Genomic DNA, 25,557 nt, shown 5'->3' on the forward strand with positions numbered 1-25,557 from the left:
CCCCCCCCCCCCCCCCCCCCCCCCCTGCCCGGCGCCAGCCGGGTTGCCTTGGGGCTCCGCCCCAAACCCCGCGCCTCAAACGCCGGCGGGGCTGGAGGTTGCCCCGCCCGGTGGGCGGCTGCGGGCTGTCGTGTCGGGGCTCCGCCCCGAACCCCGCTCCTCAAGCGCCGGAGGGGCTGGGTATTGGCCCGCCTCGTGGGCACCGCCCGCTCGATGGGCATTGGCGGGGTGGGGAGAAGTGCGGCATGCTACCCGCCGGTAGTGCATCACGCGTCCGCCCCGCCCCGAGGAGCCCCATGGCCGTCCCCCGCCCCAACCCCGCACTCGCCCTGGCGGGCCTGCTCGCGACCGCCGGGGTCGCGCACTTCGCCGTGCCCCGGCAGTTCGACGCGCTCGTGCCGGAGGCGCTGCCGGGTTCCGCCCGGGCCTGGACCCAGGCCAGCGGGGTCGTGGAACTCGCCCTCGCGGCGGGCCTGGCGATACCGGCCACCCGCCGGCTCAGCGCCAAGGCGGCCGCGCTGTTCTTCGTCGGGGTGTTCCCCGCCAACCTCAAGATGGCCTACGACTGGCGCGACCGCCCCGCTCCGGCCCCCGCGCTGGCGATGGCCCGGCTGCCGCTCCAGGTGCCCCTCGTCCTCTGGGCGCGCGCGGCCGCCCGCACCGCCCGCTGAGACCCGCGGGCCGGACGGGGCCGCGACGGGCCGGAGCCCGTCCGCCCCGTCCGCCCCACCGGCTCAGTGCACGAAGGAGTAGCTGCGCCAGGGCTTGGCCTCCGGCGCGCGCCGGTTGCTCAGCGTGGTGCCCAGGTAGGTGTAGCCGCCCTTGCAGTCGGCGTCTTCGTACAGCCGCATGTCGACCAGCGTGCCGTTCTGCACCACGCTCGCCCCGCCGGCCAGCCGGTGGCAGCCGCGCACCCGGGGGCTGGTGACCGCGATGGCCAGGTGCTCGGCACCCTCGGCCGCCTCGGCCTGCTGCCCTTCCTCGGTGCGTGCTCCCTCTTCGGCGTGCGCGGCCGGCTTGGCGGCCGACTCGTACATCACGGGGCCCACGGCCGTCCGGCCGAGGGAGGAGCACGCGGTCGTGGTGAGCGCCAGGGCCAGGACGGCCACGGCGGCGCCGCGCAGACGGCGGCGCCGGGCGCCGGGGGCGGTTGCTGCGGTCATGGTGTTCCTTCAGAAGTGACGGACAGGTGGGAAGGGTCGGGAAGGTCGGAAGGTTTGGTGCCGGGCCGTGCGCGCGTGCGGCGCGCGGTGCTTCTCGCCGCCGGCCCGGGTCGGCCGAGTGCCGCGGGGCGCATTTCCGCAGCCGCGCGCGATTCTGGCAGACCCGCTGTCGATCCGCCGGTTTTCCGGGGCGCGGCCGGTGCGGCGCGCCGGTCCCCGCTTCCGCACCACCCCCCGCCACACGGGTGTTCCGGCGCCCGGCACACAGCCTGAACACGGAGGACGGGCCCCGGCACCGGGCGTGCGCATCGCGCGGGGAGGGCGGCCCGCCGGCTGCACCGTGCGCGCCGGGGCGCCCGTCGGGCTCACCGCGCCCCGTGCACGTCGCACGTCCACCGGAGCAGGACCGGGACCGGGCCCGCGGCCGCGCGCCTGGAACGGCCTGCGGAGGCCGGGCCGCCGCCCGGGCGCGCCCGTGCCTCAGTCGGCCGCGACCACGCCCGGCTTGAGGGTGCCGTTGCCGGGTCCCTCGTACAGGTGCAGGCTCCGGTTGTTCCAGTAGCCCATCACGTCCGAGCCGCCGCTGCCGGTGAACTCGCCGGACAGCACGGCGCGCATGCCGCCCCAGGTCCGGTCCGGCCACATCGTCCGGGAGGCGCCCACCGTGCCCGCCGCGTTGCCCCGGTAGAGCCGCAGCGAGCCGTCCCACCAGACCGCGAGCAGGTCCGTGGCGCCCGATTCCGTGAACTGCCCGGTGGCGAGGTGCCGGATGCTGCGCCAGGTGTTGTCGTGGCCCAGCTGCTGCGAGCCGGCGGTCAGGGCGCCGTCCGCCTTCGTCGCGTACCGGTGCAGGGTGCCGTTGTTCCACACCGCCACGAGCCCGTCCCGGCCGCCGTCGGCGCCCTGCCAGGCGGCGAGCCGGCGGATGTTGCGCCAGGTGGTGTCCTGCCACATCCGCCGCACGTGCCGCAGTGCGCCGTCCTCTCCGGCCGCGTACAGGTGCAGGGAGCCGTCGGCCCACACCGCCGCCAACTGCGCCTCCCCGGTCCCGGTGAAGTCGCCGCCCGTCACGAGCCGGACGCTGCGCCAGGTCCGGTCCGGCCAGAGCCGGCGCGCGTACGTCAGCCTGCCGCTCCGGTCGGCCACGTACGAGTGCAGGGAGCCGTCCCGGTGGACGGCGGCGAGGTCCGCGCGCCCGTCGCCGGTGAAGTCGGCGGCGGCCAGCAGCCGGGGGTCGTTCACGGAGAGGTCCGGGTCCGGGACGTCGACGGGCCCGCCGACGTCCAGCTGGTTGCGGTCGATCGCGATCCGCACCCCGCCGTACGTTTCGGGGACGTTCCCCTTGTACTGGTGGGCTCTTCGGGCCCCGGGCCACCGGCCGCTGCCGGCGGGCAGGCCCATGGAGGCGTCCCCGGTGTCGGCCGAGCCGTTCCAGTACGCCGTCCACAGCACGTCCGGCATGGCGTACGTGCCTTTGTCGTACTGGGCGCTGAGGGCCTGCACCCCCGAGGACTTGGCCACGTACGCCCCCGACCGGTAGCCGTGTTCCCGGACGCGGCGGGTCCACGCGTCCAGGTACGCGAGCACCGGGCGGTCCCACTTGGCGCGGTCGCTGTAGTTCTCCAGGTCGTTGTAGAGGACCGTGCCCTCGCCCAGGCCGAGGGCCCCGGCCGCGGTGACGGCCCCGTCGGCGGCCGTGCGGCCCTGGGACGCGGCCGTCGAGGCGCTGGTGGACAGGGCGTTCGAGCCGCTCCACGGCTGTGGGCCGACCCAGATCGGCATGAGGTGCCACCCGGCCGCGTGCTGGCTGCTCACCCAGTCCGGGGTGAGCTCGTTCTGGGCGCAGGCCCGGGCCGGTCCGCCGATGTAGACGCCGATGCCGCCGTACGGGGAGCTCGTCCGCCAGGCGCGCATCTGGGCGGGGGTGGGGGCGGTGCAGGCGTCGAAGGCCCGGCCGCGGAAGGCGCGGGGCACGACCGGGGCCTTGGCCGAGGGCCGGGTGGGGCGCCTGGTGCGCCACTCTCCGGCCGTGCCGTCCTCCGCCTGCGCGAGCACGTCGGCGACGATCGCGACGACCTGCTCGGGGGAGGCGCCGTAGGCGACGGTGGCGACCAGGCCCTGCCGTTCGAGCAGGAACCGCAGCTCCCGGCTGGGGGCCTCGGGCAGCCGGTCCGGCAGCCGCTGCCCGGGGCGCACGGTCACCGTCGGGATGTCCGCGCGCTCCGGTGCGCCGTCGGCCGGCTCCAGATGGAGGGTGTCGCCGCGGTCGCGGGCCACGGCGGAGGCGGCGCAGTCCGCCTGGTCCCCGGCGTGGCCGAGGTACAGGGCCGGTTTGTCGAGGCGCAGACAGGCGTGCGGGCTCGTGTCGAAGCTGACGACCTGCCAGTCCTGAGGGACGGTCACCTGGACGTCGCGGTACGGGACCTCGCGCCCCGCGGGGGTCTCGTCGGCCGTCGCGGGCGCGGCGCCGGGCAGGGCGGCCGGCACGGCGAGCACCCCGGCTCCGATGAGGACGGAGAGCCTGGTCCGGCGGCTGCGGTTGCGGCGGTTGCGGTGCCGGGTCCCCGAGGGCCCGGAGTTCTCGGATTGCATGCGGAACTGCATCGTTCCCCCATCGTCGGATCGGCTGCGGCCGTTTGCCGGACCGCTCCTGCGACGATGGCATCAAGTGTTCATATGACCTGGTTGCCTTGGTCGTCGTGCCGCGCCCTTTTTGTGGCGTTCCATCCGTTCGGGGGAGCGGGATGCGCTGTGTGGGGTGGTTTGGCCGAAATGCATGTACGGGTCATAGGTGCCTCAGGCATGTAATGGAACAGGCACCACGGCCCCACGTGAGCGAGGCATTTCATGACACAGATGTCCGATCCCGTCTCCTTCCCCCAGGACCGCACCTGCCCCTACCACCCCCCGACGGCCTACCAGCCGCTGCGCGAGGAGCGGCCGCTGTCGCGCATGAGCCTCTTCGACGGCCGCTCGGTCTGGGCGGTGACCGGCCACGGCGTCGCCCGCGAACTCCTCGCCGACCAGCGGCTCTCCTCGAACCGGGACCACGAGGGATTTCCCGTGCCCGTGGCCCGGGTCAGGGACATCCGGCGCCGCCGGCCCGCCCTGCTCGGGGTGGACGACCCCGAGCACAACGCCCAGCGCCGGATGCTCATCCCCAGCTTCAGCCTCAAGCGCACCGCCGCCTTGCGCCCGAGGATCCAGGAGACCGTGGACCGCCTCCTCGACGCGATCACCCTCGCCGGTCCGGGTGCCGAGCTGGTCGAGGCCTTCGCCCTGCCCGTCCCGTCCATGGTGATCTGCGCCCTGCTCGGAGTCCCGTACGAGGACCACGAGTTCTTCGAGGCCCAGTCCCGGCGGCTGCTGCGCGGGCCCGCGCCCGAGGACGTGGAGGACGCGCTCGACCGGCTGGAGGCCTATCTCGGCGAGCTGATCGACCGGAAGCGGGCCGAGCCGGGCGACGGGCTCCTCGACGAACTGATCGCCGACCGGCTCGCGACGGGGGAGACCGACCGGGCGGAACTCGTCAGCCTGGCCGCGATCCTGCTCGTCGCCGGCCACGAGACCACCGCCAACATGATCTCCCTGGGGGCGTTCACCCTGCTCACCCACCCCGAACAGCTCGCCCAGCTGCGGGCGCGGCCCGCGCTGCTGCCCACCGCCGTCGAAGAGCTGATGCGCTTCCTCTCGATCGCGGACGGCATGCTGCGTGTGGCGGTCGAGGACATCGAGGTCGCAGGGGTGACGGTGCGCGCCGGGGACGGGCTGGTCTTCCCCACCTCCGTCATCAACCGGGACGCCGACGTCTACGCGGACCCCGACGTGCTGGACTGGCACCGCTCGCCGCGCCACCACGTCGCCTTCGGCTTCGGCATCCACCAGTGCCTGGGGCAGAACCTCGCCCGCGCCGAGATGGAGATCGCCCTCGGCACCCTCTTCACCCGCCTCCCGGGCCTCCGGCTCGCCGTGCCCCCCGCCGAGGTCCCGTTCAAACCGGGTGACACGATCCAGGGCCTGACCAGGCTCCCCGTCACCTGGTGAGCCGCCCGCTCCCGGCCCTCTGACGATCCCGGCGGGCGGGCGCGAGCCCGCCCGCCGGGAGGAACCGAACCTTCCGGACAGCCTCCGTACCCCCTGAGCAGGCCGTATAAGCCTCACGTAAGGTCGCTCGCACGCCTGCCGACCTGCGGGCGGCGCACACCGTGAGTCCTGGGGGTACCCCGCCGTGTTCCTGAAGCCGTCCGATGTCGGCCTGCCCGCCAAGCCGTTGCTGCCGCGGCCCGAACTGCGCTCGCCGGCCGGTCTGTCGTACGCGGCGACCGCCTTCCTGGGGGCCGTGGCCCTGTTGGACCTCCTGTCGCTCGGGGCCGACCTGGCCTCGTACGTCCTGACGGACCCGCTGCCGGAGCCGGGCTCCGCCGCCGAGGGTGCGCTGGAGACGGCCGACCGCCTCCGGGTCTCCGCGTCGAACTTCTACGCGGCCGCGTTCTTCTTCGCCGCGGTGACCTTCCTGATGTGGTTCCGGCGGGTCCGGCTCAACGCCGAAACGTTTCGGTGGGACGGATGGGAGCGGGGTCGCGGCTGGGCCCTCGGCAGCTGGTTCATCCCCATCGGCAACCTCTGGCTGCCGTACGGCATCGCCCGCGAGGTCTGGAGTGCCTGCGCACCCGCGGCAGAGCGGGCGGGCGCGGGTGGCCGCCGCTCGGTGCACTCCACCGCGCCGGTCACCGTGTGGTGGGTGCTGTGGGTGGCGAGCTGCCTCATCGACCAGGCCGTACGGCGGATGGAGGCGGGTGCGGGGCAGCTGGACGGCTACCGCGCGGCCGTTCTGGCGGCCGCCGGCTCCGACCTGGTGGACCTGGCCGCGGCCGTGGCCGCCGCCCTGTTCGTCCGCAGGCTCACCACGCTGCAGACCCGCGCCGCAGCCGCCCGCCGGGCCGCCGCGGCGGAGCCCGCTCGGGCCCTGCCCTGACGGGCTCCTCCGGAGGACGGCCGTGGACTTCGCCCGCCCCGCTGTCAGGTGCCCGCGAGGAGCATGCCGCCCATCGCCAGCATGGTTGCGGCCACCAGGCCGTCCAGGACCCGCCAGGCGGACGGCCTCGACAGCAGGCCGCCGAGCAGCCGGGCCCCGTAGCCCAGGGTGGCGAACCAGGTCAGGCTGGCCACCGCCGCGCCCGTGCCGAAGGCCCAGCGCAGGTCCCCGCGGTCCGAGGCCAGGGAGCCGAGCAGGAGCACCGTGTCCAGGTAGACGTGCGGGTTGAGCCAGGTCATCGCCAGGCAGGTCAGCACCGCGGCCCGAGCCGAGCCGGCCGCCGGGCCCCCGGCACTGAGCCCGCCCGCCGGGGCCGGCCCCAGCGCCCGGCGGGCGGCGAGCACCCCGTAGCAGACCAGGAAGGCCCCGCCCGCCAGGCCGACGGCCGTCAGTGCGGCCGGCCAGGCGGTGACCGCGGCCCCCACCCCCGCCACGCCGAGGGTGATGAGCAGGGCGTCGGAGACGGCGCAGATCGCCACGACCGCCAGGACGGCGTGCCGGCGGACCCCCTGCCGCAGGACGAACGCGTTCTGGGCGCCGATGGCCACGATCAGGGAGAGTCCGGTTCCGAATCCGGCGAGGGCCGCCGCGGTGATGCCTTGAGTCATGCCTCCGACCGTAGGGACCGCCGATTCATCAGTACAGCTAAAGATTCTTACGTATCCTTAGCGCTCGTGATGGACGAACTCCCCCTGGACCAGGTCCGCACCCTGCTGGCCGTGGTCGACGAAGGCACCTTCGACGCGGCCGCCGCCGCACTCCACGTGACCCCCTCCGCCGTCAGCCAGCGGGTCAAGGCCCTGGAACAGCGGACCGGCCGGGTGCTCCTCATGCGCACCAAACCCGTACGGCCCACCGAATCCGGCCAGGTCGTGGTCCGCTACGCCCGCCAGCTGGCCCGGCTGGAACGGGACGCGCGCGCCGCCCTCGGCCTCGCCGACGGCCGCGGCGGCCCGGCCCGGCTGCCGATCGCCGTGAACGCGGACTCGCTCGCCACCTGGTTCCTGCCCGCCCTCAGCCGGGTCCCCCAGGACCCGCCGGTCTGCTTCGAGCTGCACCGCGAGGACGAGTCCCACACCACCGCCCTGCTCCGCGAGGGCCAGGTCATGGCCGCGGTCACCTCCTCGCCCGACCCGGTCGCCGGCTGCACGGTGCGGCGCCTCGGGCTCGCCCGCTACCTCCCGGTGGCCGCCCCCGCCTTCGCCGCCCGGTACCTGTCCGGCCCGCTGGAGGAGTGCCTGCCCGAGGCCCCCGTGATCGTCTTCGACCGCCGTGACGACCTCCAGGACGCCTTCGTGCGCACCCTCACCGGCGAGGCGACCGGGGCGAGCCCGCTGCGGCACTCCATCCCCGCCTCCCAGGGATTCAGCGAGGCGGTGGCGGCCGGCCTCGGCTGGGGCCTGGTCCCCGAACCCCAGGCCCTGCCGCTGCTCCGCTCGGGCGCCCTCGTCCCGCTGGGCGGGGCCCCGCCCGTGGACGTACCGCTGTACTGGCAGCAGTGGAAACTCGATTCGCCCGCCCTGTCCGCGGTCGCCGAGGTGATCGCCCAGGTCGCGGCCGAGGAGCTGTACGCGGCATAGGCCGGGCCCGGTCCGGGGCGGACGGGCGCTCCCGGCGCTCACCGCTCAGGCCGCCCGGCGCCGGACCCGCTGTTCCACGGCCGCCCAGCCGGCCAGGACCATCGCCACCGAGACCGGCGCCGTGACCGGGACCGCCACCAGGGTCGCGGCGTGGCCCTCCAGCAGCCCGCCGAGCCCGGTCATCGACAGGCCGAGCACCCCGAAGAGGCACACGGCGACGCCCACGGCCGCCAGCGCACCGGAGCCGCCCGCGGCCGCCGGTATCCGCCCGCCCGGGCTCTCGAACCGGCGGAACGCGGCCACCAGCAGCCCGGTCAGCGCGGCCGCCGCCGCGATCCGCAGCGGAACCTGCGCCCACCACCCGGCCGAGGCGGGCGCGGGCAGCCCGATGCCGAGGGCCGACTGCACCGCGTACACGCCGAGCATGGCCGTCAGGTGCCACAGGAAGGCGGTCATCGCCAGCCCGTTCGCTGCGACCACCCGGCGCCACACGGCCGGGCGCGCCAGCAGCCGGGCGGCCGGCCCGCGCAGCAGTTCCACCGCCCCCACCAGCCACAGCGCGTGCGCGAGCAGGGCGAGCGTGGGCGGGGCCATGTTGGAGACCTTCTCTCCCGGCATGCCCACCATCGACAGCGGATACGGCCCGAACCGGACCAGCAGCACGCCCGCGGCGAGCCCGGCCCCGGCCAGGACCGCGGGCCGCCGGATCCGCCCGTCCGCGCGCAGGAAGCCCAGCTGGTGCACCGCGAGCCAGACGAACGCGAAGTTCAGGAACTCCAGGTACGGCACGCCGGCGCCGAACCGCAGCAGGTCCACCGCGGCGGCGGCCGCAGCGAGCGCCCCGAACGCCCCCCAGCCGTACCGGTCGTGCAGCCGCAGCAGCGGCGGAGTGAAGGCCACCATGGCGAGGTAGATCCCGATGAACCACAGCGGCTGCGTCACCAGCCGCAGCGCCGCCGCCGGCAGCCCGTGCCGCCCGCCGCCCGCGAGCTGCACGAGCAGCGCGCCCGCCCCCCACACGAGGACGAACACCAGGGTGGGACGCAGCAGCCTGCGCAGCCGGGCCCGCAGGAACAGCGCGTACACGGGCGAGCCCGGCCGCCTGCGGGCCAGCGAGCGGTACGAGAGGGCGTGCGAGAAACCGCCGACGAAGAAGAACACCGGCATCACCTGCAACACCCAGGTCAGCAGCTGCAATCGGGGCACGAAGGCCAGCAGGTTCCCGATCCCGCCGTCGGTGACGGCGGCCATGAGCCAGTGCCCGAGCACGACGGTCCCGAGCGAGGCGACCCGCAGCAGATCGACGTACCGGTCCCGGGAGTCCGGTGTCGCGGCGGCCAGTTCGGTGGCGGTGAGTCCCTTTCCCATGCCCCCACCTTCCGGCTGCCGACCCGGCTGCCGTCAGGGTGCGCGTACTCAGCCCGGCCTGAGTACGCCGGTCCCCCCGAGGGGGTCTGTCGCCGCACCCCCGGGACCGGCACACTGGCCCCGGCACCTCCTCGTCCACGGCAACCCCCGAACCACCCCCCGCGCCAAGGAGGAAGAGCACCCCATGCCCCTGAAACACGCCCTGGCCGCCGCCACGGCCGCGCTCGGCCTGCTGCTCGCCGGCAGCACCCTCCAGGCCCGGCCCGCACAGGCCGGCCCGGCCCACGAGGCAGCCGCCCGGACCGGAGCCGCGCAGGCCGGAGCCCAGGCCCGCGGTGCACCGCTGCCGTCCGCGGCGGCCGAGCCCCCGGCCGCGCCCGCCCGGGGCCCCCTCCCGGCGGTCTCCGGAGCCCTGCCCAACACCGTCGTCCCCGCCCCCGCGAGCGCCGTGGCCACCGGCCCCGCCTTCGCCCTCACCTCTTCCCTCGCGGTCACCGCCGACGGCGCCGCCTCCCGTCCCGTGGCCGACCACCTCGCCGGGATCCTGCGCGCCTCCACCGGCCACCCCGTGCCCGTGGACACCGGCGGCGGCACCTCCGGCACCATCGCCCTGCTGCTTTCCGGGGCGCCCGCCACCGTCGGCCCGGAGGGCTACCAGCTCACCTCCTCCGCCACCGGCGTGGTCATCCGCGCCACCCACCCGGCCGGGCTCTTCCACGGCGTGCAGACCCTCCTGCAGCTGCTGCCCGCCAAGGTGATGAGCCGCACCGTGCAGCCCGGGCCCTGGAACGTGCCGGGCGGGACCGTCACCGACCGCCCCCGCTTCGGCTACCGCGGCGCGATGCTCGACGTGGCCCGGCACTTCTTCACCGTCGCCCAGGTGAAGCGGTACATCGACCAGCTCGCCCTGTACAAGATCAACGTCCTGCACCTGCACCTGTCCGACGACCAGGGTTGGCGGATCGCGGTGGACAGCTGGCCCAACCTGGCCGCGCACGGGGGCAGTACGCAGGTCGGCGGCGGGCCCGGCGGCTACTACACCAAGGCCGACTACACGGCCCTCGTCTCGTACGCCGCCGCCCGGTACATCACCCTCGTGCCCGAAATCGACATGCCCGGGCACACCAACGCCGCCCTGTCCTCGTACGCCCGGCTCAACTGCGACGGGGTCGCGCCCCCGCTGTACACCGGCACCCACGTCGGCTTCAGCTCGCTGTGCGTGCCCCTGGAGACCACGTACGCCTTCGTCGACGACGTGATCGGGGAGCTGGCGGCGCTCACGCCCGGCCCGTGGATCCACATCGGCGGGGACGAGGCCTCCTCCACCACCCCGGCCGACTACCGCACCTTCCTCGACCGGGCCCAGCAGATCGTCGCCCGGCACGGCAAGACCGTCGTCGGCTGGCACGACGTCACGAACGCCACCCTGCTGCCCTCGACCGTGGCCCAGTACTGGGGCACGGCCCGCACCCACGACCGCACGGCGGCCGCGGCCGCCGCCGGCACCAAGGTGATCATGTCCCCGGCCAACCTCGCCTACCTGGACATGAAGTACGACCGCAACACCCCCCTCGGCCTCTCCTGGGCCGGCTACACCGAGGTCAACAAGGCCTACGACTGGGACCCCGCCACCAGGCTGACCGGAGTCGGCGAGTCCGCCATCGCCGGGGTCGAGGCCCCGCTGTGGTCCGAGACCCTCGTCACCTCGGCCCACATCGACTACATGGCCTTCCCGCGGCTGCCCGCCCTCGCCGAGCTGGGCTGGTCCCCGTGGAGCACCCACGACGTACGCGCGTTCGACGAGCGGCTCGGCAGCCAGGGACCCCGCTGGAAAGCGCTCGGCATCAACTACTACCGCTCCCCGCAGATCCGCTGGCCCGCCGGCTCCTGACCGGCACCGACCGCCCCCGGTCCGCCGGCTCCGACCGGCGGTCCCGGTCCGCCCGTGACCCACAGCGACCTCCCGCACCCGCCCACCAGGGGTGCGGGAGGCCTCGGGGCCGCCCGCCGGAACCCGTTCGGCCCAACCGGAGCACTCGTAAAGGAAGGGCGTGCGCCCGGCGCGCAGGCGGGCCCGGCCCGTTCCGCGGCGCCGCGACACGCCGCGCAGCGCGCGGGAGTCGGCGCATAGTGCAGGCATGCGGCCGGATTCGGTGACCTCACGCTCTGTATCCGCGTACCACGGCTCCGCCTACGCGGCGTACGCGACCCTGTCGGCCCTGCTGGCCGTGTCGTTGCTCGGCGGTCCGTGGCTCCGCCCGGCGCCGCAGCCCGGCGCGGGCCGGACCGCGGCCGCCGGCCCGGGACCCGGGCGCGCCGCCGCACCCGCCTACGACCGCCAGGCGAAACACGAGACCGCGCTCTTCGGCATCACCGCCGAGAACAACGCGGCGGCCCAGGAGTTCACGGCCCCCGACCGCAGGATCACCCGGGTCGGCCTGTACCTCTCCGGCACCGCCGCCACCGGCACGCTCACGGTGCAGGTCCGCACCCGGCGCGACCGGCCCTCCAGCGCCCTCGCCACCGCCACCGCCGACCTCGCCGCACTCGGCGGCGCAGGCGCCGGCTGGGTCGAGCTCCCGCTCGACGCCGCCATCAAGCCCGGTACCACGTACTACCTCCACGCCCAGGCCCGCACCCCGGCCCCCGGCCAGGTCCGCTGGCACGGCACCCTGAACGGCGACCCCGGCTCGCTCACCGCCTGGAACTACGACAAGGCGTACTGGGGCGGCTGGCAGCCCTACGAGTCGAGGCTCGCCTTCCACATCAACCCCACCGGCACCGCCCGGTGCGGCGAGACCGAGGAGTGCTACGTCCCCGCCACCGCGCTCAAAGCGCGCACCTCGGGGGTCCTGTCCAACCTGGCGGCGACCGAGGCGGTCCTCCCGCAATTCGCCGTGGGGGCCGTCTACATGGAGAACAGCCACGTGCTGAGGCTGCCCTCCGGCCGGTGGCGCTACCTGCCCGAAGGCGCCACCCGCTCCGTGGTCGTCCCCGCCGGGGACCCCTCCGCCTGGCAGCAGATCGACGCCTCCCGCGCCTGGCTGGCCTCCGGCACCGTGCCCGGGACCGCGGACGCCCGCCGCACCGCCGCCCGGGCCCTGCTCGCCATGCGCGCCCTGCTCCGGCCCAACGGCGCCTTCGCGGCCGCCTGGTCCCCGCCCTGGGAGTACTCCTGGCCGCGCGATTCCAGCTTCGCCGCCGTCGCCTTCGCGCACACCGGCCACGACGAGGAGGCCTACCGCATCCTCCGCCACAACGCCGACACCCAGCGCGCCGACGGCACGTGGGAGGCCCGGACCACGCTCGACGGCGCCGGCCCGCCCGACGCCCGGCGCTGGCAGCTGGATGCCAACGGCTGGCTGCCGTGGGCCACTTGGCAGTGGTACCAGGCCGCCCCGCCGGACACCCGCAAGGCCCGGCTCGCCGCCCTCTTCCCCATGGTCCGGAAGGCCGCCGACCACGCCGCCGGCTCCCTCGACGCGAACGGGCTGCCGCCCGCCTCCCCCGACTACTGGGAGCTGATGGCCACCACCGTCACCATCGGCACCGCCGCCCCCCTGCTCTCCGGGCTCAACGCGGCCGCCGACCTCGCCACCACCCTCGGCCGGGACGCGGAAGCCGACCGCTGGTCCGTCGCCGCCCGACGGCTGTCGGCCGGCATCGCCGCCCACTTCGCCCCGCTCGGCTACCAGCGCACCATCGACGGGGCCCACGGCCGCGACAGCGCGGCGGCCTTCATGGCCCCGCCGTTCAACGCGGCCCCGCCGGACCTCGCCGCGGCCCTCGACGAGACCTGGCAGGCCCTGCTGCTCCCGAACGGCGGACTGCGCCCCGGGGACGACCCCGACCACGCCTGGAGCAAGTCCGCCTGGACGGCCAGCACCTCCTTCTTCGCCCTCGCATGGCTCCACCTGGGCCAGCGGGACAAGGGCAACCGGGTCCTGGACTACGTCCTGAGCACGCAGAACCACCTCGGCGAACTCCCCGAGACGGTCACCGAGAAGGGCCACCCCTCCCAGGTCGCCCCCCTGGGCTGGACCGACTCGCTGGTCCTGCTCGCCCTCCTGGCCCGGCACGGCACCCCGCTCCAGACCCCGCCGCTGCGCCCCGCGCCCACCGCCCCCGCGGTGCCGGACCCGGCCGTCCCGGGCGTTCCGGACCCGGCCGCGACCCCGGGCGCGGACACGAGCCCGGCGCCGGACCTCATGCAGGTCTCGGCGCCGGATTGAAACGGGGCAGGCGGGCGGCTCCGGGCGGCCGTCCGGTGGTCCGGAAGTCCGGTGATCCGGTGGTCCGGAAGTCCGGTGATCCGGTGGTCCGGAAGTCCGGTGGTCCGCCGGGTCAGTCCAGCGGATCGGTGTCCGCCACCCGGTGCGCCTCCAGCGCGGGATCCGCGAGGAGTTCCGCGACGAGGGCCTCCGAGCCGCCGACGTACGTGCTCTTGAGGTCGGTGTCCCCGCCCAGGCACCAGGCGCGGTCCTCGGGCCACCACAGGTCCGGCAGCTCGGCGAAGGGGTCGAGCGCGGTCGGCGAGAGGGCGTCGGCCAGGGTCCCGGCCATCAGCACCTTGTCGCGGTGCGGGGTCTCGAAGCGGGGCACTTCCGCCCAGTCCCAGCGCCCGTAGCCCTCCCACAGCGCGTACCAGCACCGGTCGGGCGTGCCGGTGTGCCGGGCCAGTACGGGGAGCAGGGCGCGGGCCACGTCCGGCGGGGTGGGCCCCTCGCCCGGCCACTCGTCCCAGACGCCGTCGGGCGCGAGCCCGCCGTCGGACTCCTCCCGCGACACGCCGAGCAGTTCGTGCCAGCGGGTGCTCCCGTCCGGGGTGCGCCCGTACGCCGCGCCGACGGTCTCCCAGCGCACCGGCTGCCCGTCGAGGTGCGCGGGGTGCAGGATGCGCGCGTACGCGGGGAAGCCGGGGGCGCAGACCCCCGCCACGGTGCCGAAGTCCCCGTGTCCGGGGCGCCGCCCGGTGAGCCAGCGGGCGGGGGAGAGGCCGTCGGTCTGCACGAGGAGGCGGCCGTAGCGGCCCGGACCGGGCTCGCGGTGTGTCGATCCGTACATGGTCATCCGGCCAGTCTGCCGCCCTCCGTGAGGAGGGCCGAACGATTATCCGGTCATGCCCGGCCCGCGGCCCGCCGGCGGCGCAGCGCCAGCCGGGCGTAGCCGAGGTGCGCGGTGGCCTCGGCCGCCAGGACCAGCACCACCAGCCACGGAGCCAGGTGCCCGGCTCCCCACACGACCAGCAGCGGTACGGCGATCCCCGGCACGGCCCACACGGCCACCGAGCGCACCGGTCGGCGGTAGCGCAGGGCGATGGCCGCGTGCGCGGCGTGGTAGAGCGCGAGCCCGCCCGCCAGCGCCCACACGGCGCCGTCCGGCAGACGGGCGTGGTCCGCCTCCTCGACGGCGGTGGCCAGCCCCGCGGCCATGCACAGGACGGCGGCGGTCACGAAGAAGTGCAGGAAGCCCCCGATGTCGCGGGCCAGGAAGTAGGCGGTACGGCTGTCCGCCGCGCCGAGCACCACCTCCGCCGAGGCCGAGCCGAAGTCGAAGTACGACCACCACAGCGCGGCGAGCAGCACGAAGCCGATCGCGCCGGTGATCCCGGCCAGGACGGTCCAGTGGTGGTCGGCGGAGGACACCAGGGCGATGACCGACTCGCCCAGGACGATGATGACGAACAGGCCGACCCGCTCGACGAAATGCCCGGTGTGCAGGTCCCTGGGCATGCCGCGGCCCCGGGCGGTGAGCAGCAGCACCATCTCCGCGAGGATCAGCACGGCCCACAGGACGTACCGGCCCGGGGAGGGCACCGCGGCGGACACGGCCCACAGCACTCCGGAGGCCAGGCAGTACGTCAGCGGCCGCCAGCGGGGGAGCCGCCGGGGCTCCGGGTACCGGGTGCCGGGCCACCAGAGGCCCAGGAGGACCAGCCGGGTCCCGGCGTAGCCCAGGGCGTAGGCGGACGCGCGGTCCCCGCCCGCACCGGGCACGGCGGCGGCCATGACGGCCAGGCAGAGCATGGCCGAGAGCATCAGCAGCCGGCGGCGCGGGCTGTCGTCCGCGAACACGTTCGCCGAGACGGTGATGTTGACCCACATCCACCAGGGCGGGAAGTACAGCGCGAAGAACACGGCGAAGTCGGCCGGGCCCGGATCACCGTGCAGCTGGTGCGAGAGCTGTGCGGCCAGGGCCACGAACACCAGGTCGAAGAAGAGTTCCAGCCAGTCGGCGTGCCGGTCCTCGTGCCGTGCGGCCGTCACCGCGGCGCCGGTGCCGGCGCCGGGGTGCGCACCGTGTCCCGGGCCGGCGCCGGCCCCCGCCTGAGGAGTGCCCATGGGTCCGCCCGGGTCCGTGCCGCTGCCTTCCGTGGCCTGCCTCCCTGTATGACACCACGGAGGACGCCCCGCCGCCTGCGCTGGGCCGGGTCCGTGCGCAGCCGGCCGCCGGCCGCGGACCGCTGCCGGGCACAATGGGGCCCGTGACGGCATTCCTGGACGAGCAGTTGACCGGCCTCTGGTGCAGCGCCCCCTTCGACGTGGGCGCGATGGAGACCAGCGAACTCGCCCTGCTGCCCGACGGCGCGGGCTGGAGCCGCTTCGAGAGCATCACCGGGGAACTGGCCGTGACCCGGTTCCGTTGGCGCTGCCCGGCCCCGGGCCGGCTGGTCCTGCACCACACCTGGCAGATCACCGGGACGTGGGGCTCCGGGACCGAAGGGTTCGACGGCGTACCCGACTGCGTCCCGGACACCGATGTGGTCGGCGTCGGCTACCGGATCTCCCCGCAGTGCCCGCCGTACCGGGACGAGCCCGTGACCACGCTCGAACTCGACTCCGCCGTCGAGTTCGCCTTCCGGTTCGCCCGCAGCGTCCTGCCGGTGACCGCCGGGGACGACCCGTCGGCGGCCCACCTGCCGTACCCTCCGCCGCCCCGGCCCGGCCCGCCCTCGCAGGCCGGGCGCGGGAGGTGACGCGGCGCCGGCTCAGCCGTGCAGGAGCACCGGCAGGCGCCGGTGGCCGTTGGCGATCAGGGAGGGCAGCGGGAGCAGGGACTCCACGGGCTCGGCGAGCGCGAGGGCCGGGAACCGCCCGAACAACCGCGGCAGGGCGATGCCCGCCTCCATGCGGGCCAGGTGCGCGCCGATGCAGTAGTGGGCGCCGTGCCCGAACGACAGGTGGTCCTTGCGCTCGCGGGTGATGTCGAAGACGTCGGCGCTCTCCCCGTGCACCCCCGGATCGCGGCCCGCCGCCCCGTACGAGGGCAGCACCGCCTCGCCGGCCCGGATGCGGAAGGACGCGTCCACCGGGATGTCCTCGACGGCGTAGTACATGGGGACGTGCGCGATGGGGGCCTGGAAGCGCAGGGCCTCCTCGATCGCGTCGGGCCAGCCGGCCCGGCCGGTGCGCAGCAGCTCCAGTTGCGCGGGGTGCGTCAGCAGCAGGGTGACGGCCTGGTCCAGGAGGTTGACGGTGGTCTCGTAGCCGGCGCTGATCACGAGGAGCAGGGTGTCCAGGAGCTCCTGCTCGGTCAGCGCCCCGCCGTCGCCCTCGGTGTCGCGGGTGGCGATCAGGGCCGAGGTGAGGTCGTCCGCGGGCTCGGCCCGTTTGGCCTTGAGCAGGCCGCCCAGCACCTCGTACAGCTCCGCCATGTTGGCGGCGGCCCGGTCGGCGTCGAGCGTGGTGTCGAAGACGGCGTTGACGTGGGCGGAGAACGAGTGCCGCAGCCCCTCGGGCAGCCCCATCAGGAGGCCGATGACCCGGATGGGCAGCGGGAAGGCGAACCGCTCGCGCAGGTCGGCCGCTCGGCCCGGCGGTACGGCCGCCAGTCCGGCCAGGAGCGCGTCGGTGATCTCCTCGATGCGCGGGGCCAGGGCGTTCATGCGGCGGACGGCGAAGGCGGGTGCGACCAGGCGGCGCAGCCGCTGGTGGTCGGCGCCGTGGGCCGTGAACATGTTGGAGACGCCCACCCAGTGCGCGAGCGGCCACTTGCCCACGATCCCGTCCGGGAACAGCGGCCAGTGCCGGTGCGCGTCCTTGGAGAGCCGGGGGTCCGTCAGGAGCCTTTTGAGCAGCACCGGTTCGCTCACCGACCAGGCCGTCACCCCGAGGACGTCCACCCGGGTGACCGGCCCGCGCCGCCTCAGCTCGGCGTGTTCGCGGTGCCGGTCGGCGCCCTGCGGGTCGAGGATCAGGGGCTGCTCGTCGGACATGCGCGCTCCTCGGGGGTGGGGGGAAGGAGCCCGGTGCCGGAAGCCGCCGGTCCGGCCTGGGCGCAGGCATCGTGCCAGGGCGGGCGGCCGACCGGAAGGGGCGCCCGCCCCGCGCCCGGGCGCACGGCGGGGAGTGCAGTGCCTCCGCCCCGCCCCCCGGGCCCCCGGACGGCTGCCGGATCCCGTGCGCGGGGCCGACTGTCAGTGGGCGCTGGCATGGTGGCGCCATGGACGAGCAGATCATGCGCGGGCGGGTGTACGGGGCCGACCACGAGGACCCCGACCCGGGACCGCGTCCGGGGCGTGAATACGCCGAGTTGGTCGGGGGGCCGTTGGACGGGCTGCTGCTGGACGTCACGGGCTGGAGCGCCCGGGACCGTGCGGAGGGGGCGTTGCTGATGACGGAGATCGGGCGGTTCGGGCCGGGCGGCCGGGCCCTGTACGAGCCGCGGCCGCACGATCCGGGGCGGTTCGACTGGCAGGGGGATGCGCGGTGAGCCGGCGGGCGGCCCCGTGCCTGCGGGCGGTCGGGGCCGCTTCGCTCAGCAGGCCCGGCCGCCGGCCGAGGCCATGCCCAGCCAGGTGTGGGGGTTGCCCTCCCAGCACCAGCCGAGCTTCGGCGCGTTCCTGCTGATCCACAGGGCGGGCACGCGCCGGTCGCCGAACCGGCTGCCGGCCAGGGAGAAGCACTTGTTCCTGGCCAGGGCCCTGGGGAACAGGGTGATCAGGGCCACGCCCTCTTCGATGGTGAGCGGTGTACGGTTCCGGCCGGCCACCGCGGCGAGCGCGTCCAGCGGGACGGTGTTGCAGAACTCCTCCCCGCGGTCCACGTCGAAGACCGCGTACACCGGGCTGTCCGGTACGCCGAACTCCTCGACCGTGACGAACCGTTCGAGCTCGCCGGGGGCGTAGAAGCGCTCGATGACCCCCGGGTGCCGCTTGCCGGCGAGGGTGGTCAGCGGGACCGACCCCTCCAGCGGGACCAGGGCCCGGGTCGCCACCAGCAGGAAGGGCACCCGCCCCTCGGTGGGCGGCCGCATCGCGGCCGCCCGCTCGGCGACCGGCGCCCGCAGGGGTTCGAGGAGGGCGCGGAAGGCGGCGTCCGTCAGCCCGGCGAGGCCCGGATGGCCCAGCTCGACGAGGGTCCGGACCTGGCGGTCGAACTCGGTGCCCGCATCGAAGGGGGCGGGAGACGGGGTGGGGCCGGGGGCTCCGTGCAGCGGTGCGGAGGAGGGCATCTGTGCCTTTCGCTCGAATGGCGGGTGGCCCTGAGAAAATTACCACCGACGTAAAAATACGCCGGTCCTGCTGAAGTGGTCAAGGTGAAATTTACGTCCGGGGTAAGATCCGTCCATGGCTGACGGGCCGGGGGAACCGGTGGGACTGCGCGAGTCCAAGAAGCAGGAGACCAGAAGGCTCATCTCCGACCACGCGACCAGGCTGTTCATCGCCCAGGGCTTCGAGGAGACCACCATCGCCGAGATCGCGGCGGCGGCGCGGGTGGCCAAGAAGACCGTCACCAACTACTTCGCCCGCAAGGAGGACATGGCCTTCGACCGGCACGAGGAGTTCACCGCGGGCCTCGCCGCCACCGTCGCGGCCCGCGCCCCGGGCGAGTCGGCCCTGGCCGCCCTGGAGCGGGCCTTCGCCGAAGGCGTGCGCCGGCACGACCCCGTCATCGGCTTCTCCGGACCGGTCTTCGCCACGATGATCGCGAACAGCCCCACCCTGCTGGCCCGCCTGCGCGACCTGCACGACCTGCGGGAGGCCGCACTCGCCCGGACCCTGGCCGAGGAAACGGCCGCGGACCCCTCGGACATCACCCCGCGCGCCGCGGCCGGGCAGCTCGGCTCCGCCCACCGCATCCTCTTCGAGCAGATCCTCCGGCTCACCCTCGACGGGGTCTCGGACGCGGAGATCGAGCGGACCGTCGCGGACTCCGCACGCCGCGTGTTCGGCCTCCTCGCCGGATCACTGGCCGGCTACGCCGTGAAGTGACCCGGCATGCGGGCCGCCGGTGATCATGGTTGGCTTGAATCGACAGGACCGCCCCCGACGCCCGAGGAGCCTTTGACGATGGCTGCAGCAGGTGAACCCGGAAGCCGGCCCGACCAGCTGCAGGCCAAGGCCCGGGAACTGAAGGCCGCGGCCGAGCGCGCCACCGAACCGCAGGAGCGCCGCCGCCTCCAGGAGAAGGCGGACCGGCTGCTCCGGCAGAGCGAGCAGGAGCGCCGGCTCACCGAAAAGGGCCCGGACGCGCTCTGACCGGCGCCCTCGGAACGCGGCCGCCGGCCGCCGGCAAGGAGGTCGGGTCTGTGTCGACGTCAAGCCACGAAATGTTCGGGTCGCCGTGCTGGGTCAGCCTGATGGCCCGCGACCTCGGCGCCTCGCAGCAGTTCTACGGCGCGGTGCTCGGCTGGGTCTTCCGCCGGACCCGTCTGGGCGAGGGCTTCTCCGTGGCCTTCCGCGACGGCACCCCCGTGGCCGGCATCGGCGCGCTGGCCGAACAGCTGGGCATCCCCGTGGCCTGGACCCCGTACTTCGCCGTGGACGACGCCGACGACACCGCCGCACGCATCCGCGAGCGCGGGGCCACCATGGCCGTCGGGCCGCTCTCCTTCGGCACCGGCCGGGCCGCGCTGGCCGCCGACCCCGACGGAGCCGTCTTCGGCTTCTGGCAGGGGGAGGTGATCCCCGACTGGACCGTCGGCCGCGGCACCGCCCCCGCCTGGCTGGAACTGCGCACCCGCGACGCCTTCGCCGCCGCCGTCTTCTACGGCGAGGTGCTCGACTGGGCCTGCGAGCGGGCCGGCTGCTGCGACGTGGCCTACGAACAGGACCACGTGGTGGTCCGCCGCGGGACCGACATCGTGGCCCGGCTCAGCGGCGGCGCCGTCGAAGAGGCTCCCGACCCCCAGGTCCGGCCGCGCTGGCACGTCCACTTCGAGGTGCCCGACCTGGAGGCGGCAGTGGAAACGGCCACCCGCCTCGGCGGCCGCGCCGCCTCCCCGGTCCGCGACATCCCCGGCGGCCGCTCCGTGGAACTCAAGGACCCCGACGGCGCCCTGTTCACGGCGGTCTGCCCGGCCCCGTCCGGGGAAGCGGGCGACGCCGAGGACGCCGGAGACTGAGGCGCGGGTCCGGGGCGGAGCCCCGAAAGGCCCCGCCCCGGGCTTCCCGGCCCCCGCCGGCCACGTCGTACGGGTCACGTCGTACGGGCATCCGCCCGCGCCCGGCGCTGCCACCGCCTGCGCCACCAGTGCCCGACCAGCGGCAGTGCGGCGCTCACCGTCAGCAGCCAGGTCCCGGCGAAGGCCCAGATCAGCGGCTGGGACACGGTGATGCACGCCACCACGAACAGGACCGCGCTCAGCGGCCCGAGCACGCACACCGCCCACACGCTGCGCCGGGTACCCGCCCGCCGCATCAGCTGCACGAGGGTGTGGTCCTGCGCCAGCTCCGTCTCGATGGCGCGCAGCTCCTGCCGCTCGCGGTCGGAAAGACCGGATCCGTCCATGGGGAGCCTCCTCCGCCGTTCCACCGCGCGGCTACCCCCCGCCCCGCGCGCTCACTCCTGCTTGGTGGTGTGCCGGATTCGCGCCCACAGGGGCAGCGCGAACCAGCACAGCAGGTACCAGGCCAGCACCCCTCCGACCAGCGGCGGAGCGACGGAATCGGGGGCCGCCACCCGCAGGATCAGGAAGAGCGCGCTGGTCAGCGTGGCCACGAGGAGGACCAGTCCGACGAAGGTCAGGCGGGAGGCCCAGACCACGGCCTGCGGCTTGATCCGCCTCCCCGACACGATGCGGTGGAAGGAGACCGGTCCGATGAGGGCCCCCGTGGCCAGGGAGCCGAGCACGACGGTGACGAGGTAGACCGTCTTCTCGGTGCTGCCGAGCGACTGGTACCGCGGGGTGAACACCACCGTCAGGAGGAAGCCCAGCAGGATCTGCACCCCGGTCTGCGCTACCCGGATCTCCTGCATCAGCTCCTGCCACTGCCGGTCGGCGCGCTCCTCGGTGCTCTCCTCGCGCCCCGACCGCGCGGGCCTGCCCGGCACGCCTCGGCCCCCCTCGCCGGGCCCCGCGGGTCCGTCGGGCCCCCCGGGTGCGCCGCTCCGGACGTGCTCCTGCCCGTGCGATCCGTTCGACATGGCCGCTCCTCGGCTCGACTCCGGTCGAAACCCTTCCTCCCTCCCTCCTACCCCGCATGACACACCCCGGTCTGAACCGGCCGCAACGGGGCACCCGCCGGGCATGGACGCCGTCGGCACCCCGCCGGCCCAGGGCCGGCCCGATCCCCCCGACCGGGAGCAGCAGTCGTACTGGACCCTCACCGCCCCCGGCCGGCCACCGCACCCCGCCCTGCGCGAGGACCTGACCGCCGACCTGGTCGTCATCGGCGGCGGCATCGCGGGCCTGTGCACCGCCCACGAGGCCGCCTGCTCGGGCCGCCGGGTGGTCCTCCTGGAGGCCGGCCGCCTCGCCCACGGGACGACCGGCCACACCACAGGCAAGCTGAGCTCGCTCCACGGCCTGCGCTACGCCCGGCTGCGCAACACCCTCGGCGCCGAGGCCGCGGCCCTGTACGCGCAGTCCCAGGAGGACGCGCTGCGGCACGTCGCGGCGCGCTGCCGGGAGCTGGACACCGACGCCGAGCTGGAACGGACACCCGCCTACACCTACGTCACCGACCCCGAGCGGGTGCCGGAGGTGCGGGCCGAGGCCGCCGCAGCGAAGGAGGCCGGACTCGACGCCTCGTACACCGAGGAGACGGACCTGCCCTTCCCGGTGGCCGGCGCGGTCCGGGTGGAAGGGCAGCTGGTCTTCCACCCGCGGCGCTACCTGCTGGCCCTGGCCGCCGACCTGACCGCCCGTGGCGGAGCCGTGTACGAGCACACCCGGGTCACCGGGCTCAAGGAGCGGGCCGACTGCCGGCTGACCGTCGAGGGGGGCGCCACCGTGCACGCCGCCGACGTGGTCATCGCCACGCACTACCCCTTCGCCGCACCGCTGTCGCTGATGGCCCGGCTGTCCGTGTGCCGGGAGCTGGTCGTCGCCGCGCCGGTGGCGGCGGAGCACGCCCCGGCGGGGATGTACCTCACACCGGAGGAGGGCACCCGCTCACTGCGCAGCGCCCCGTACGGCAAGAGCCGGCGGCTGCTCATCGTCACGGGGGAGCGGTTCGAACCGGGCGCGGCCGACGTCGCGGAGCGCTGGGAGCGGCTCCACTCGTGGGCCTGCCGCCGCCTGCCGGGTTTCGCCGGGGCGGAGACCGTGTACCGGTGGGCGGCGCAGGACGTGCAGTCGGTCGATCTGCTGCCGTCGGTGGGCCGCGAGCACCCGGACAGCCTCCACGTGTACGTGGCCACGGGTTTCGGCGGCTGGGGGATGAGCGGCGGGGTGATGGCGGGCCGACTGCTCGCGGCGGACCTGTGCGGCACCCCGCACCCGCCCTGGGCCCGGCTGTTCGACCCGCGGCGCCCGCTCCCGCTGCGCGGGGTCCCGGAGGTGCTGCGCTCGCAGGCGGCGGTGGCCCGCCACTACGTCGCCGGCCGGGCCGGGCCCCGCTGCACGCACATGGGCTGCGAACTGGGGTTCAACGGAGCGGAGCAGACCTGGGAGTGCCCCTGCCACGGGTCGCGCTTCGACCGGGAGGGGCGGGTCTTGGAGGGACCTGCCACGGAGCCGCTCGAACAGCCCCCCGGTGCGCCGTAGCAACTGCACGAGCATTCATGGAAGCGAGCGGGTCACGGCGGGACGTGCACGAGGGGCCGAGGATGCGGTCGTCCCGTGTGCGGCACCCGCGGGGGCGGTCGGCGAGCGGACAGCGGACGGCCGCCCTGACGGCGAGAGCGGCCCTCACGGCGACGGGTGCCCCCACCGGGAGGGCGGGCGCGCCGGCTCCAGCGCGGCCACCGCGTCGAGTACCCGCGACCAGAACAGCTCCCGGTCCAGGGTGACTCCGACCTTCGCGTTGACCGGCCGGTCCAGATAGCCGTGCAGGTCCACCACGGTCGCCCCGCGCGTGTACTCCCCGCGCAGCTCCACCACCACGTTCGCGTCCACGCACTGCACGATCTTCGGGTCGATCACCCGCGCCACCGCCACCGGATCGTGCAGCGGCGGGCTCTCGAACCCCCACAACTCGCGGTAGGTGCCCGCGAAGTACGTCATCAGCTCCGCGCAGATCCGCCCGAGCCGGCTGCCGAGCGCCTCGAAACGGGCCACCACCTCGGGGGTGGCGAGGGCCTGGTGGGTGACGTTCAGCCCGCACATGGTGAGCGGGACCCCGCTGCGGAACACGATGTCCGCGGCCTCCGGGTCCGAGACGATGTTGAACTCGGCGGCCGGGGTGCGGTTCCCGCGGTCGGCCGACCCGCCCATGAGCACGATCTCGCGGATCCGCGCGGCGTCCTCCGGGTACCGGGTGAGCAGCAGGGCGATGTTGGTGAGCGGGGCGGTGGGCACGAGGGTGACCGGCTCGGGGTGCTCGGCCAGGATCCGGTGGATGAGGTCCACCGCGTGCTCGGGCGCCACCGGCACCGTCGGCTCGGGGAACTGCGGCCCGTCCAGCCCGGATGCGCCGTGTACGTCGGCCGCCACCGCCAGGGGAGCCAGCAGCGGCCGGTCGCACCCAGCCGCGACCGGCACTCCGGTGATCCCCGCGACCGTGCACACCCGCCGGGCATTGAGGGTGGTCTTCTCCAGGGTCTGGTTGCCCGCCACGGTGGTGATGGCCAGGAGCTCCACCCCCGGATCGCCCGCCGCCAGCATGATGGCGAGGGCGTCGTCGTGCCCCGGGTCGCAGTCGATGATGAGGGGGACGGCCAAGGTCGCTCCTTCGTCGTACACACGCACGTGCATGCGCACAGCCGCACGCCGCGCCGGACAACCGCCCCACCAGTCTGCCCGCTGGGCCGTCCGACCGGCCACGGGGCGTCGCCCGCCCCGCCGTGGTCACGTGTTCCCGGGCGGGATACCCCGTACGCGAGCCGCCCCGCCCGCCCGGGGATGTTCCCGGGCCGGCGGGGCGGCTGCTTCCGGGAACCGTGGGGGCGGCCACCGGGGAGGACTGCTACTGGATGCCGGGGATCTCACGCGCCTTGAAGGCCGCGCGGACGGCCGCGGCCGCGGTCGGGCCGTACATGCGCCCGGCCGTCGCGATCGTGGTCAGCGCCGCGTCGCGGAAGTCCGTGTCCGGCTTGAAGCCGAACTGCGCGTTCACGATGATGCGGTCCGCGGTCCGGGCGCCCAGGGCGCCGCGGATGTCGAACAGCGCCCGGGACCAGATCTCGCCGTCCGCGTGGACCTCGCCGGTCCGGTCGGCGTACACCTTGTTCCCGTCGATGCGCCGTAGGCAGTGCGGGGCGGTGCTGTACGGCACCGAGTCCCAGTCCGCGACGCACGCGAGGTCCGTCTTGACCGGCCAGCCGTTCGCGGTGGCCGCGTGGGTGCCGACCTCGACGGCCAGGTAGTCGCCGAAGGCCTCGCCGATCGCCCCCGCCTCGGGGGACGAACCGAAGCCCGGGACCTGGGCGTCGTGCACGGCGTGACCGTACTCGTGGACGATGACCTCGGCGTCCTCGGCGTCGTCCACCCCGCCCTTGCCGAAGCGGATCTCGTCCTTCTTGTCGGTGAAGAAGGAGTTGTCCGCACCCCACTGGTTGATGCGGACCGGCTGCACCCGGTTGTTGGCGCCCGGCAGTTCGGTGCCGAAGCCGAGCCCCTGGAGGTACTCCTGCGCCTGGTTCACCCAGAAGTAGGCCATGACCTGCTCGAACTGGTCGTCGGACCGGTTGTACGCGCCCGCCTGGGCGACCTGGGCGGGCGCGCCGGTCTCGGAGCGGACGCGCGCCCACGTGCCGGACAGGGTGCCGCTCGCGTCCAGATTGCGCAGGGCGACGGTCGCGTAGGCCGAGGCGGGCACGGCGGTGGCCGAATCCTTGCCGTCGGCGAGGTTCTGGTCACCGGTGGCCTGCACCGGGTTGACCATGAAGACGCGTGCCTGGGGGAGTCCGGCCGCGTTCCCCGCGGGGAGCGCGGAGACGGGGCCGGCCAGGGTGAACACGGCCACGGTGGCGGTGGCCGCGGCGATCAGGCCGCGGGATGTGCGGCGGGCCATAGACATCCTCTCGTCGTGGAGCGGTGGCATGGGGTGCGGCGTGATCCTTGCCTACGCCCCACCCCTTTGGCC

At 74.9% G+C, this 25,557-nt stretch carries 24 protein-coding genes; 12 read left to right on the forward strand and 12 right to left on the reverse strand.

What is annotated here, in order from left to right:
* The first annotated feature begins 296 nt into the window (after positions 1-296).
* Positions 297-671: a DoxX family protein gene (locus tag ACZ407_RS23075; RefSeq protein ID WP_468131126.1), complete on the forward strand. Its 375-nt coding sequence runs from the start codon at positions 297-299 to the stop codon at positions 669-671.
* A gap of 63 nt (positions 672-734) precedes the next feature.
* Here ACZ407_RS23075 and ACZ407_RS23080 read toward each other — a convergent pair whose 3' ends face one another.
* Positions 735-1,163, reverse strand: a complete 429-nt coding sequence (locus ACZ407_RS23080) for a hypothetical protein (RefSeq protein ID WP_468131128.1) — start codon at positions 1,161-1,163, stop codon at positions 735-737.
* 480 nt (positions 1,164-1,643) lie between these two features.
* Complete coding sequence (locus ACZ407_RS23085) at positions 1,644-3,755, reverse strand: glycoside hydrolase domain-containing protein (RefSeq protein WP_468131130.1); 2,112 nt, start codon at positions 3,753-3,755, stop codon at positions 1,644-1,646.
* A gap of 255 nt (positions 3,756-4,010) precedes the next feature.
* Between ACZ407_RS23085 and ACZ407_RS23090 the strand changes: the two genes are divergently transcribed.
* Together ACZ407_RS23090 and ACZ407_RS23095 are read left to right on the forward strand one after the other, a co-directional pair.
* Positions 4,011-5,207, forward strand: coding sequence for a cytochrome P450 (locus tag ACZ407_RS23090; protein WP_468131132.1), 1,197 nt, complete (start codon positions 4,011-4,013; stop codon positions 5,205-5,207).
* Between the two features lie 184 nt (positions 5,208-5,391).
* Positions 5,392-6,138, forward strand: a complete 747-nt coding sequence (locus tag ACZ407_RS23095; RefSeq protein ID WP_468131134.1) for a DUF4328 domain-containing protein — start codon at positions 5,392-5,394, stop codon at positions 6,136-6,138.
* Positions 6,139-6,182: 44 nt separating this feature from the next.
* On the opposite strand, the gene ACZ407_RS23100 is transcribed toward ACZ407_RS23095, so the two are convergent.
* Entirely contained in the window at positions 6,183-6,806 is a 624-nt protein-coding gene (locus ACZ407_RS23100) for a LysE/ArgO family amino acid transporter (RefSeq protein ID WP_468131136.1), read from the reverse strand.
* A 69-nt stretch (positions 6,807-6,875) separates the two neighbouring features.
* On the opposite strand from ACZ407_RS23100, the gene ACZ407_RS23105 reads away from it, so the two are divergent.
* On the forward strand, positions 6,876-7,778 hold the full coding sequence (locus ACZ407_RS23105) for a LysR family transcriptional regulator ArgP (RefSeq protein ID WP_468131451.1): 903 nt from the start codon (positions 6,876-6,878) through the stop codon (positions 7,776-7,778).
* A gap of 45 nt (positions 7,779-7,823) precedes the next feature.
* Here ACZ407_RS23105 and ACZ407_RS23110 read toward each other — a convergent pair whose 3' ends face one another.
* Positions 7,824-9,146 carry an acyltransferase family protein gene (locus ACZ407_RS23110; RefSeq protein WP_468131138.1) on the reverse strand — a complete coding sequence of 441 codons (1,323 nt, stop codon included), beginning with the start codon at positions 9,144-9,146 and terminating at the stop codon, positions 7,824-7,826.
* A 184-nt stretch (positions 9,147-9,330) separates the two neighbouring features.
* Between ACZ407_RS23110 and ACZ407_RS23115 the strand changes: the two genes are divergently transcribed.
* The gene (locus ACZ407_RS23115; RefSeq protein ID WP_468131140.1) at positions 9,331-11,037 is read left to right on the forward strand and encodes a beta-N-acetylhexosaminidase; all 1,707 of its coding nucleotides are present in this window, start codon (positions 9,331-9,333) and stop codon (positions 11,035-11,037) included.
* A 247-nt stretch (positions 11,038-11,284) separates the two neighbouring features.
* Entirely contained in the window at positions 11,285-13,378 is a 2,094-nt protein-coding gene (locus ACZ407_RS23120) for a choice-of-anchor R domain-containing protein (protein ID WP_468131142.1), read from the forward strand.
* A 112-nt stretch (positions 13,379-13,490) separates the two neighbouring features.
* Here the strand turns inward: ACZ407_RS23120 and ACZ407_RS23125 are convergent, their stop codons facing one another.
* Both ACZ407_RS23125 and ACZ407_RS23130 read right to left on the reverse strand, forming a co-directional pair.
* Positions 13,491-14,216 (reverse strand): hypothetical protein, encoded by a 726-nt coding sequence (locus tag ACZ407_RS23125; protein ID WP_468131144.1) that lies wholly within the window; start codon positions 14,214-14,216, stop codon positions 13,491-13,493.
* 47 nt (positions 14,217-14,263) lie between these two features.
* Positions 14,264-15,487 (reverse strand): low temperature requirement protein A, encoded by a 1,224-nt coding sequence (locus ACZ407_RS23130; protein WP_468131146.1) that lies wholly within the window; start codon positions 15,485-15,487, stop codon positions 14,264-14,266.
* A gap of 143 nt (positions 15,488-15,630) precedes the next feature.
* On the opposite strand from ACZ407_RS23130, the gene ACZ407_RS23135 reads away from it, so the two are divergent.
* Positions 15,631-16,122 carry a hypothetical protein gene (locus tag ACZ407_RS23135; RefSeq protein ID WP_468131148.1) on the forward strand — a complete coding sequence of 164 codons (492 nt, stop codon included), beginning with the start codon at positions 15,631-15,633 and terminating at the stop codon, positions 16,120-16,122.
* A gap of 12 nt (positions 16,123-16,134) precedes the next feature.
* Here ACZ407_RS23135 and ACZ407_RS23140 read toward each other — a convergent pair whose 3' ends face one another.
* Positions 16,135-17,361: a cytochrome P450 family protein gene (locus ACZ407_RS23140; protein WP_468131150.1), complete on the reverse strand. Its 1,227-nt coding sequence runs from the start codon at positions 17,359-17,361 to the stop codon at positions 16,135-16,137.
* A 227-nt stretch (positions 17,362-17,588) separates the two neighbouring features.
* On the opposite strand from ACZ407_RS23140, the gene ACZ407_RS23145 reads away from it, so the two are divergent.
* On the forward strand, positions 17,589-17,858 hold the full coding sequence (locus tag ACZ407_RS23145) for a hypothetical protein (RefSeq protein WP_468131152.1): 270 nt from the start codon (positions 17,589-17,591) through the stop codon (positions 17,856-17,858).
* Between the two features lie 45 nt (positions 17,859-17,903).
* Here ACZ407_RS23145 and ACZ407_RS23150 read toward each other — a convergent pair whose 3' ends face one another.
* The gene (locus tag ACZ407_RS23150; RefSeq protein ID WP_468131154.1) at positions 17,904-18,599 is read right to left on the reverse strand and encodes a DUF5701 family protein; all 696 of its coding nucleotides are present in this window, start codon (positions 18,597-18,599) and stop codon (positions 17,904-17,906) included.
* A gap of 115 nt (positions 18,600-18,714) precedes the next feature.
* On the opposite strand from ACZ407_RS23150, the gene ACZ407_RS23155 reads away from it, so the two are divergent.
* The 3 genes from ACZ407_RS23155 (at position 18,715) to ACZ407_RS23165 (ending at position 20,492) form a co-directional block, all read left to right on the forward strand.
* Positions 18,715-19,359: a TetR/AcrR family transcriptional regulator gene (locus ACZ407_RS23155; protein WP_468131156.1), complete on the forward strand. Its 645-nt coding sequence runs from the start codon at positions 18,715-18,717 to the stop codon at positions 19,357-19,359.
* 78 nt (positions 19,360-19,437) lie between these two features.
* Positions 19,438-19,626, forward strand: a complete 189-nt coding sequence (locus ACZ407_RS23160; protein WP_468131158.1) for a DUF6381 family protein — start codon at positions 19,438-19,440, stop codon at positions 19,624-19,626.
* 101 nt (positions 19,627-19,727) lie between these two features.
* The gene (locus tag ACZ407_RS23165; RefSeq protein WP_468131453.1) at positions 19,728-20,492 is read left to right on the forward strand and encodes a VOC family protein; all 765 of its coding nucleotides are present in this window, start codon (positions 19,728-19,730) and stop codon (positions 20,490-20,492) included.
* Positions 20,493-20,566: 74 nt separating this feature from the next.
* On the opposite strand, the gene ACZ407_RS23170 is transcribed toward ACZ407_RS23165, so the two are convergent.
* Entirely contained in the window at positions 20,567-20,878 is a 312-nt protein-coding gene (locus tag ACZ407_RS23170) for a DUF3040 domain-containing protein (protein WP_468131160.1), read from the reverse strand.
* Positions 20,879-20,929: 51 nt separating this feature from the next.
* On the reverse strand, positions 20,930-21,421 hold the full coding sequence (locus ACZ407_RS23175) for a DUF6328 family protein (RefSeq protein WP_468131162.1): 492 nt from the start codon (positions 21,419-21,421) through the stop codon (positions 20,930-20,932).
* Between the two features lie 196 nt (positions 21,422-21,617).
* Here ACZ407_RS23175 and ACZ407_RS23180 point away from each other — a divergent pair, with 196 nt between their 5' ends.
* Positions 21,618-23,078, forward strand: a complete 1,461-nt coding sequence (locus tag ACZ407_RS23180) for an FAD-dependent oxidoreductase (RefSeq protein WP_468131164.1) — start codon at positions 21,618-21,620, stop codon at positions 23,076-23,078.
* A 144-nt stretch (positions 23,079-23,222) separates the two neighbouring features.
* Here the strand turns inward: ACZ407_RS23180 and ACZ407_RS23185 are convergent, their stop codons facing one another.
* Positions 23,223-24,194: a nucleoside hydrolase gene (locus ACZ407_RS23185; RefSeq protein ID WP_468131166.1), complete on the reverse strand. Its 972-nt coding sequence runs from the start codon at positions 24,192-24,194 to the stop codon at positions 23,223-23,225.
* 244 nt (positions 24,195-24,438) lie between these two features.
* On the reverse strand, positions 24,439-25,485 hold the full coding sequence (locus ACZ407_RS23190; protein ID WP_468131167.1) for a M4 family metallopeptidase: 1,047 nt from the start codon (positions 25,483-25,485) through the stop codon (positions 24,439-24,441).
* Positions 25,486-25,557 lie beyond the last annotated feature (72 nt).

The organism is Streptomyces sp. NPDC030809 (assembly GCF_055572195.1).

Bases quoted from the DNA above. Each gene is read 5' to 3' on its own strand.
- ACZ407_RS23075 (WP_468131126.1), top strand. From the start codon at position 297: ATGGCCGTCCCCCGCCCCAACCCCGCACTCGCCCTGGCGGGCCTGCTC.
- ACZ407_RS23080 (WP_468131128.1), bottom strand. From the start codon at position 1,163: ATGACCGCAGCAACCGCCCCCGGCGCCCGGCGCCGCCGTCTGCGCGGC.
- ACZ407_RS23085 (WP_468131130.1), bottom strand. From the start codon at position 3,755: ATGCAATCCGAGAACTCCGGGCCCTCGGGGACCCGGCACCGCAACCGC.
- ACZ407_RS23090 (WP_468131132.1), top strand. From the start codon at position 4,011: ATGACACAGATGTCCGATCCCGTCTCCTTCCCCCAGGACCGCACCTGC.
- ACZ407_RS23100 (WP_468131136.1), bottom strand. From the start codon at position 6,806: ATGACTCAAGGCATCACCGCGGCGGCCCTCGCCGGATTCGGAACCGGA.
- ACZ407_RS23105 (WP_468131451.1), top strand. From the start codon at position 6,876: ATGGACGAACTCCCCCTGGACCAGGTCCGCACCCTGCTGGCCGTGGTC.
- ACZ407_RS23110 (WP_468131138.1), bottom strand. From the start codon at position 9,146: ATGGGAAAGGGACTCACCGCCACCGAACTGGCCGCCGCGACACCGGAC.
- ACZ407_RS23115 (WP_468131140.1), top strand. From the start codon at position 9,331: ATGCCCCTGAAACACGCCCTGGCCGCCGCCACGGCCGCGCTCGGCCTG.
- ACZ407_RS23120 (WP_468131142.1), top strand. From the start codon at position 11,285: ATGCGGCCGGATTCGGTGACCTCACGCTCTGTATCCGCGTACCACGGC.
- ACZ407_RS23125 (WP_468131144.1), bottom strand. From the start codon at position 14,216: ATGACCATGTACGGATCGACACACCGCGAGCCCGGTCCGGGCCGCTAC.
- ACZ407_RS23130 (WP_468131146.1), bottom strand. From the start codon at position 15,487: ATGGGCACTCCTCAGGCGGGGGCCGGCGCCGGCCCGGGACACGGTGCG.
- ACZ407_RS23140 (WP_468131150.1), bottom strand. From the start codon at position 17,361: ATGTCCGACGAGCAGCCCCTGATCCTCGACCCGCAGGGCGCCGACCGG.
- ACZ407_RS23145 (WP_468131152.1), top strand. From the start codon at position 17,589: ATGGACGAGCAGATCATGCGCGGGCGGGTGTACGGGGCCGACCACGAG.
- ACZ407_RS23150 (WP_468131154.1), bottom strand. From the start codon at position 18,599: ATGCCCTCCTCCGCACCGCTGCACGGAGCCCCCGGCCCCACCCCGTCT.
- ACZ407_RS23155 (WP_468131156.1), top strand. From the start codon at position 18,715: ATGGCTGACGGGCCGGGGGAACCGGTGGGACTGCGCGAGTCCAAGAAG.
- ACZ407_RS23160 (WP_468131158.1), top strand. From the start codon at position 19,438: ATGGCTGCAGCAGGTGAACCCGGAAGCCGGCCCGACCAGCTGCAGGCC.
- ACZ407_RS23165 (WP_468131453.1), top strand. From the start codon at position 19,728: ATGGCCCGCGACCTCGGCGCCTCGCAGCAGTTCTACGGCGCGGTGCTC.
- ACZ407_RS23170 (WP_468131160.1), bottom strand. From the start codon at position 20,878: ATGGACGGATCCGGTCTTTCCGACCGCGAGCGGCAGGAGCTGCGCGCC.
- ACZ407_RS23180 (WP_468131164.1), top strand. From the start codon at position 21,618: ATGGACGCCGTCGGCACCCCGCCGGCCCAGGGCCGGCCCGATCCCCCC.
- ACZ407_RS23190 (WP_468131167.1), bottom strand. From the start codon at position 25,485: ATGGCCCGCCGCACATCCCGCGGCCTGATCGCCGCGGCCACCGCCACC.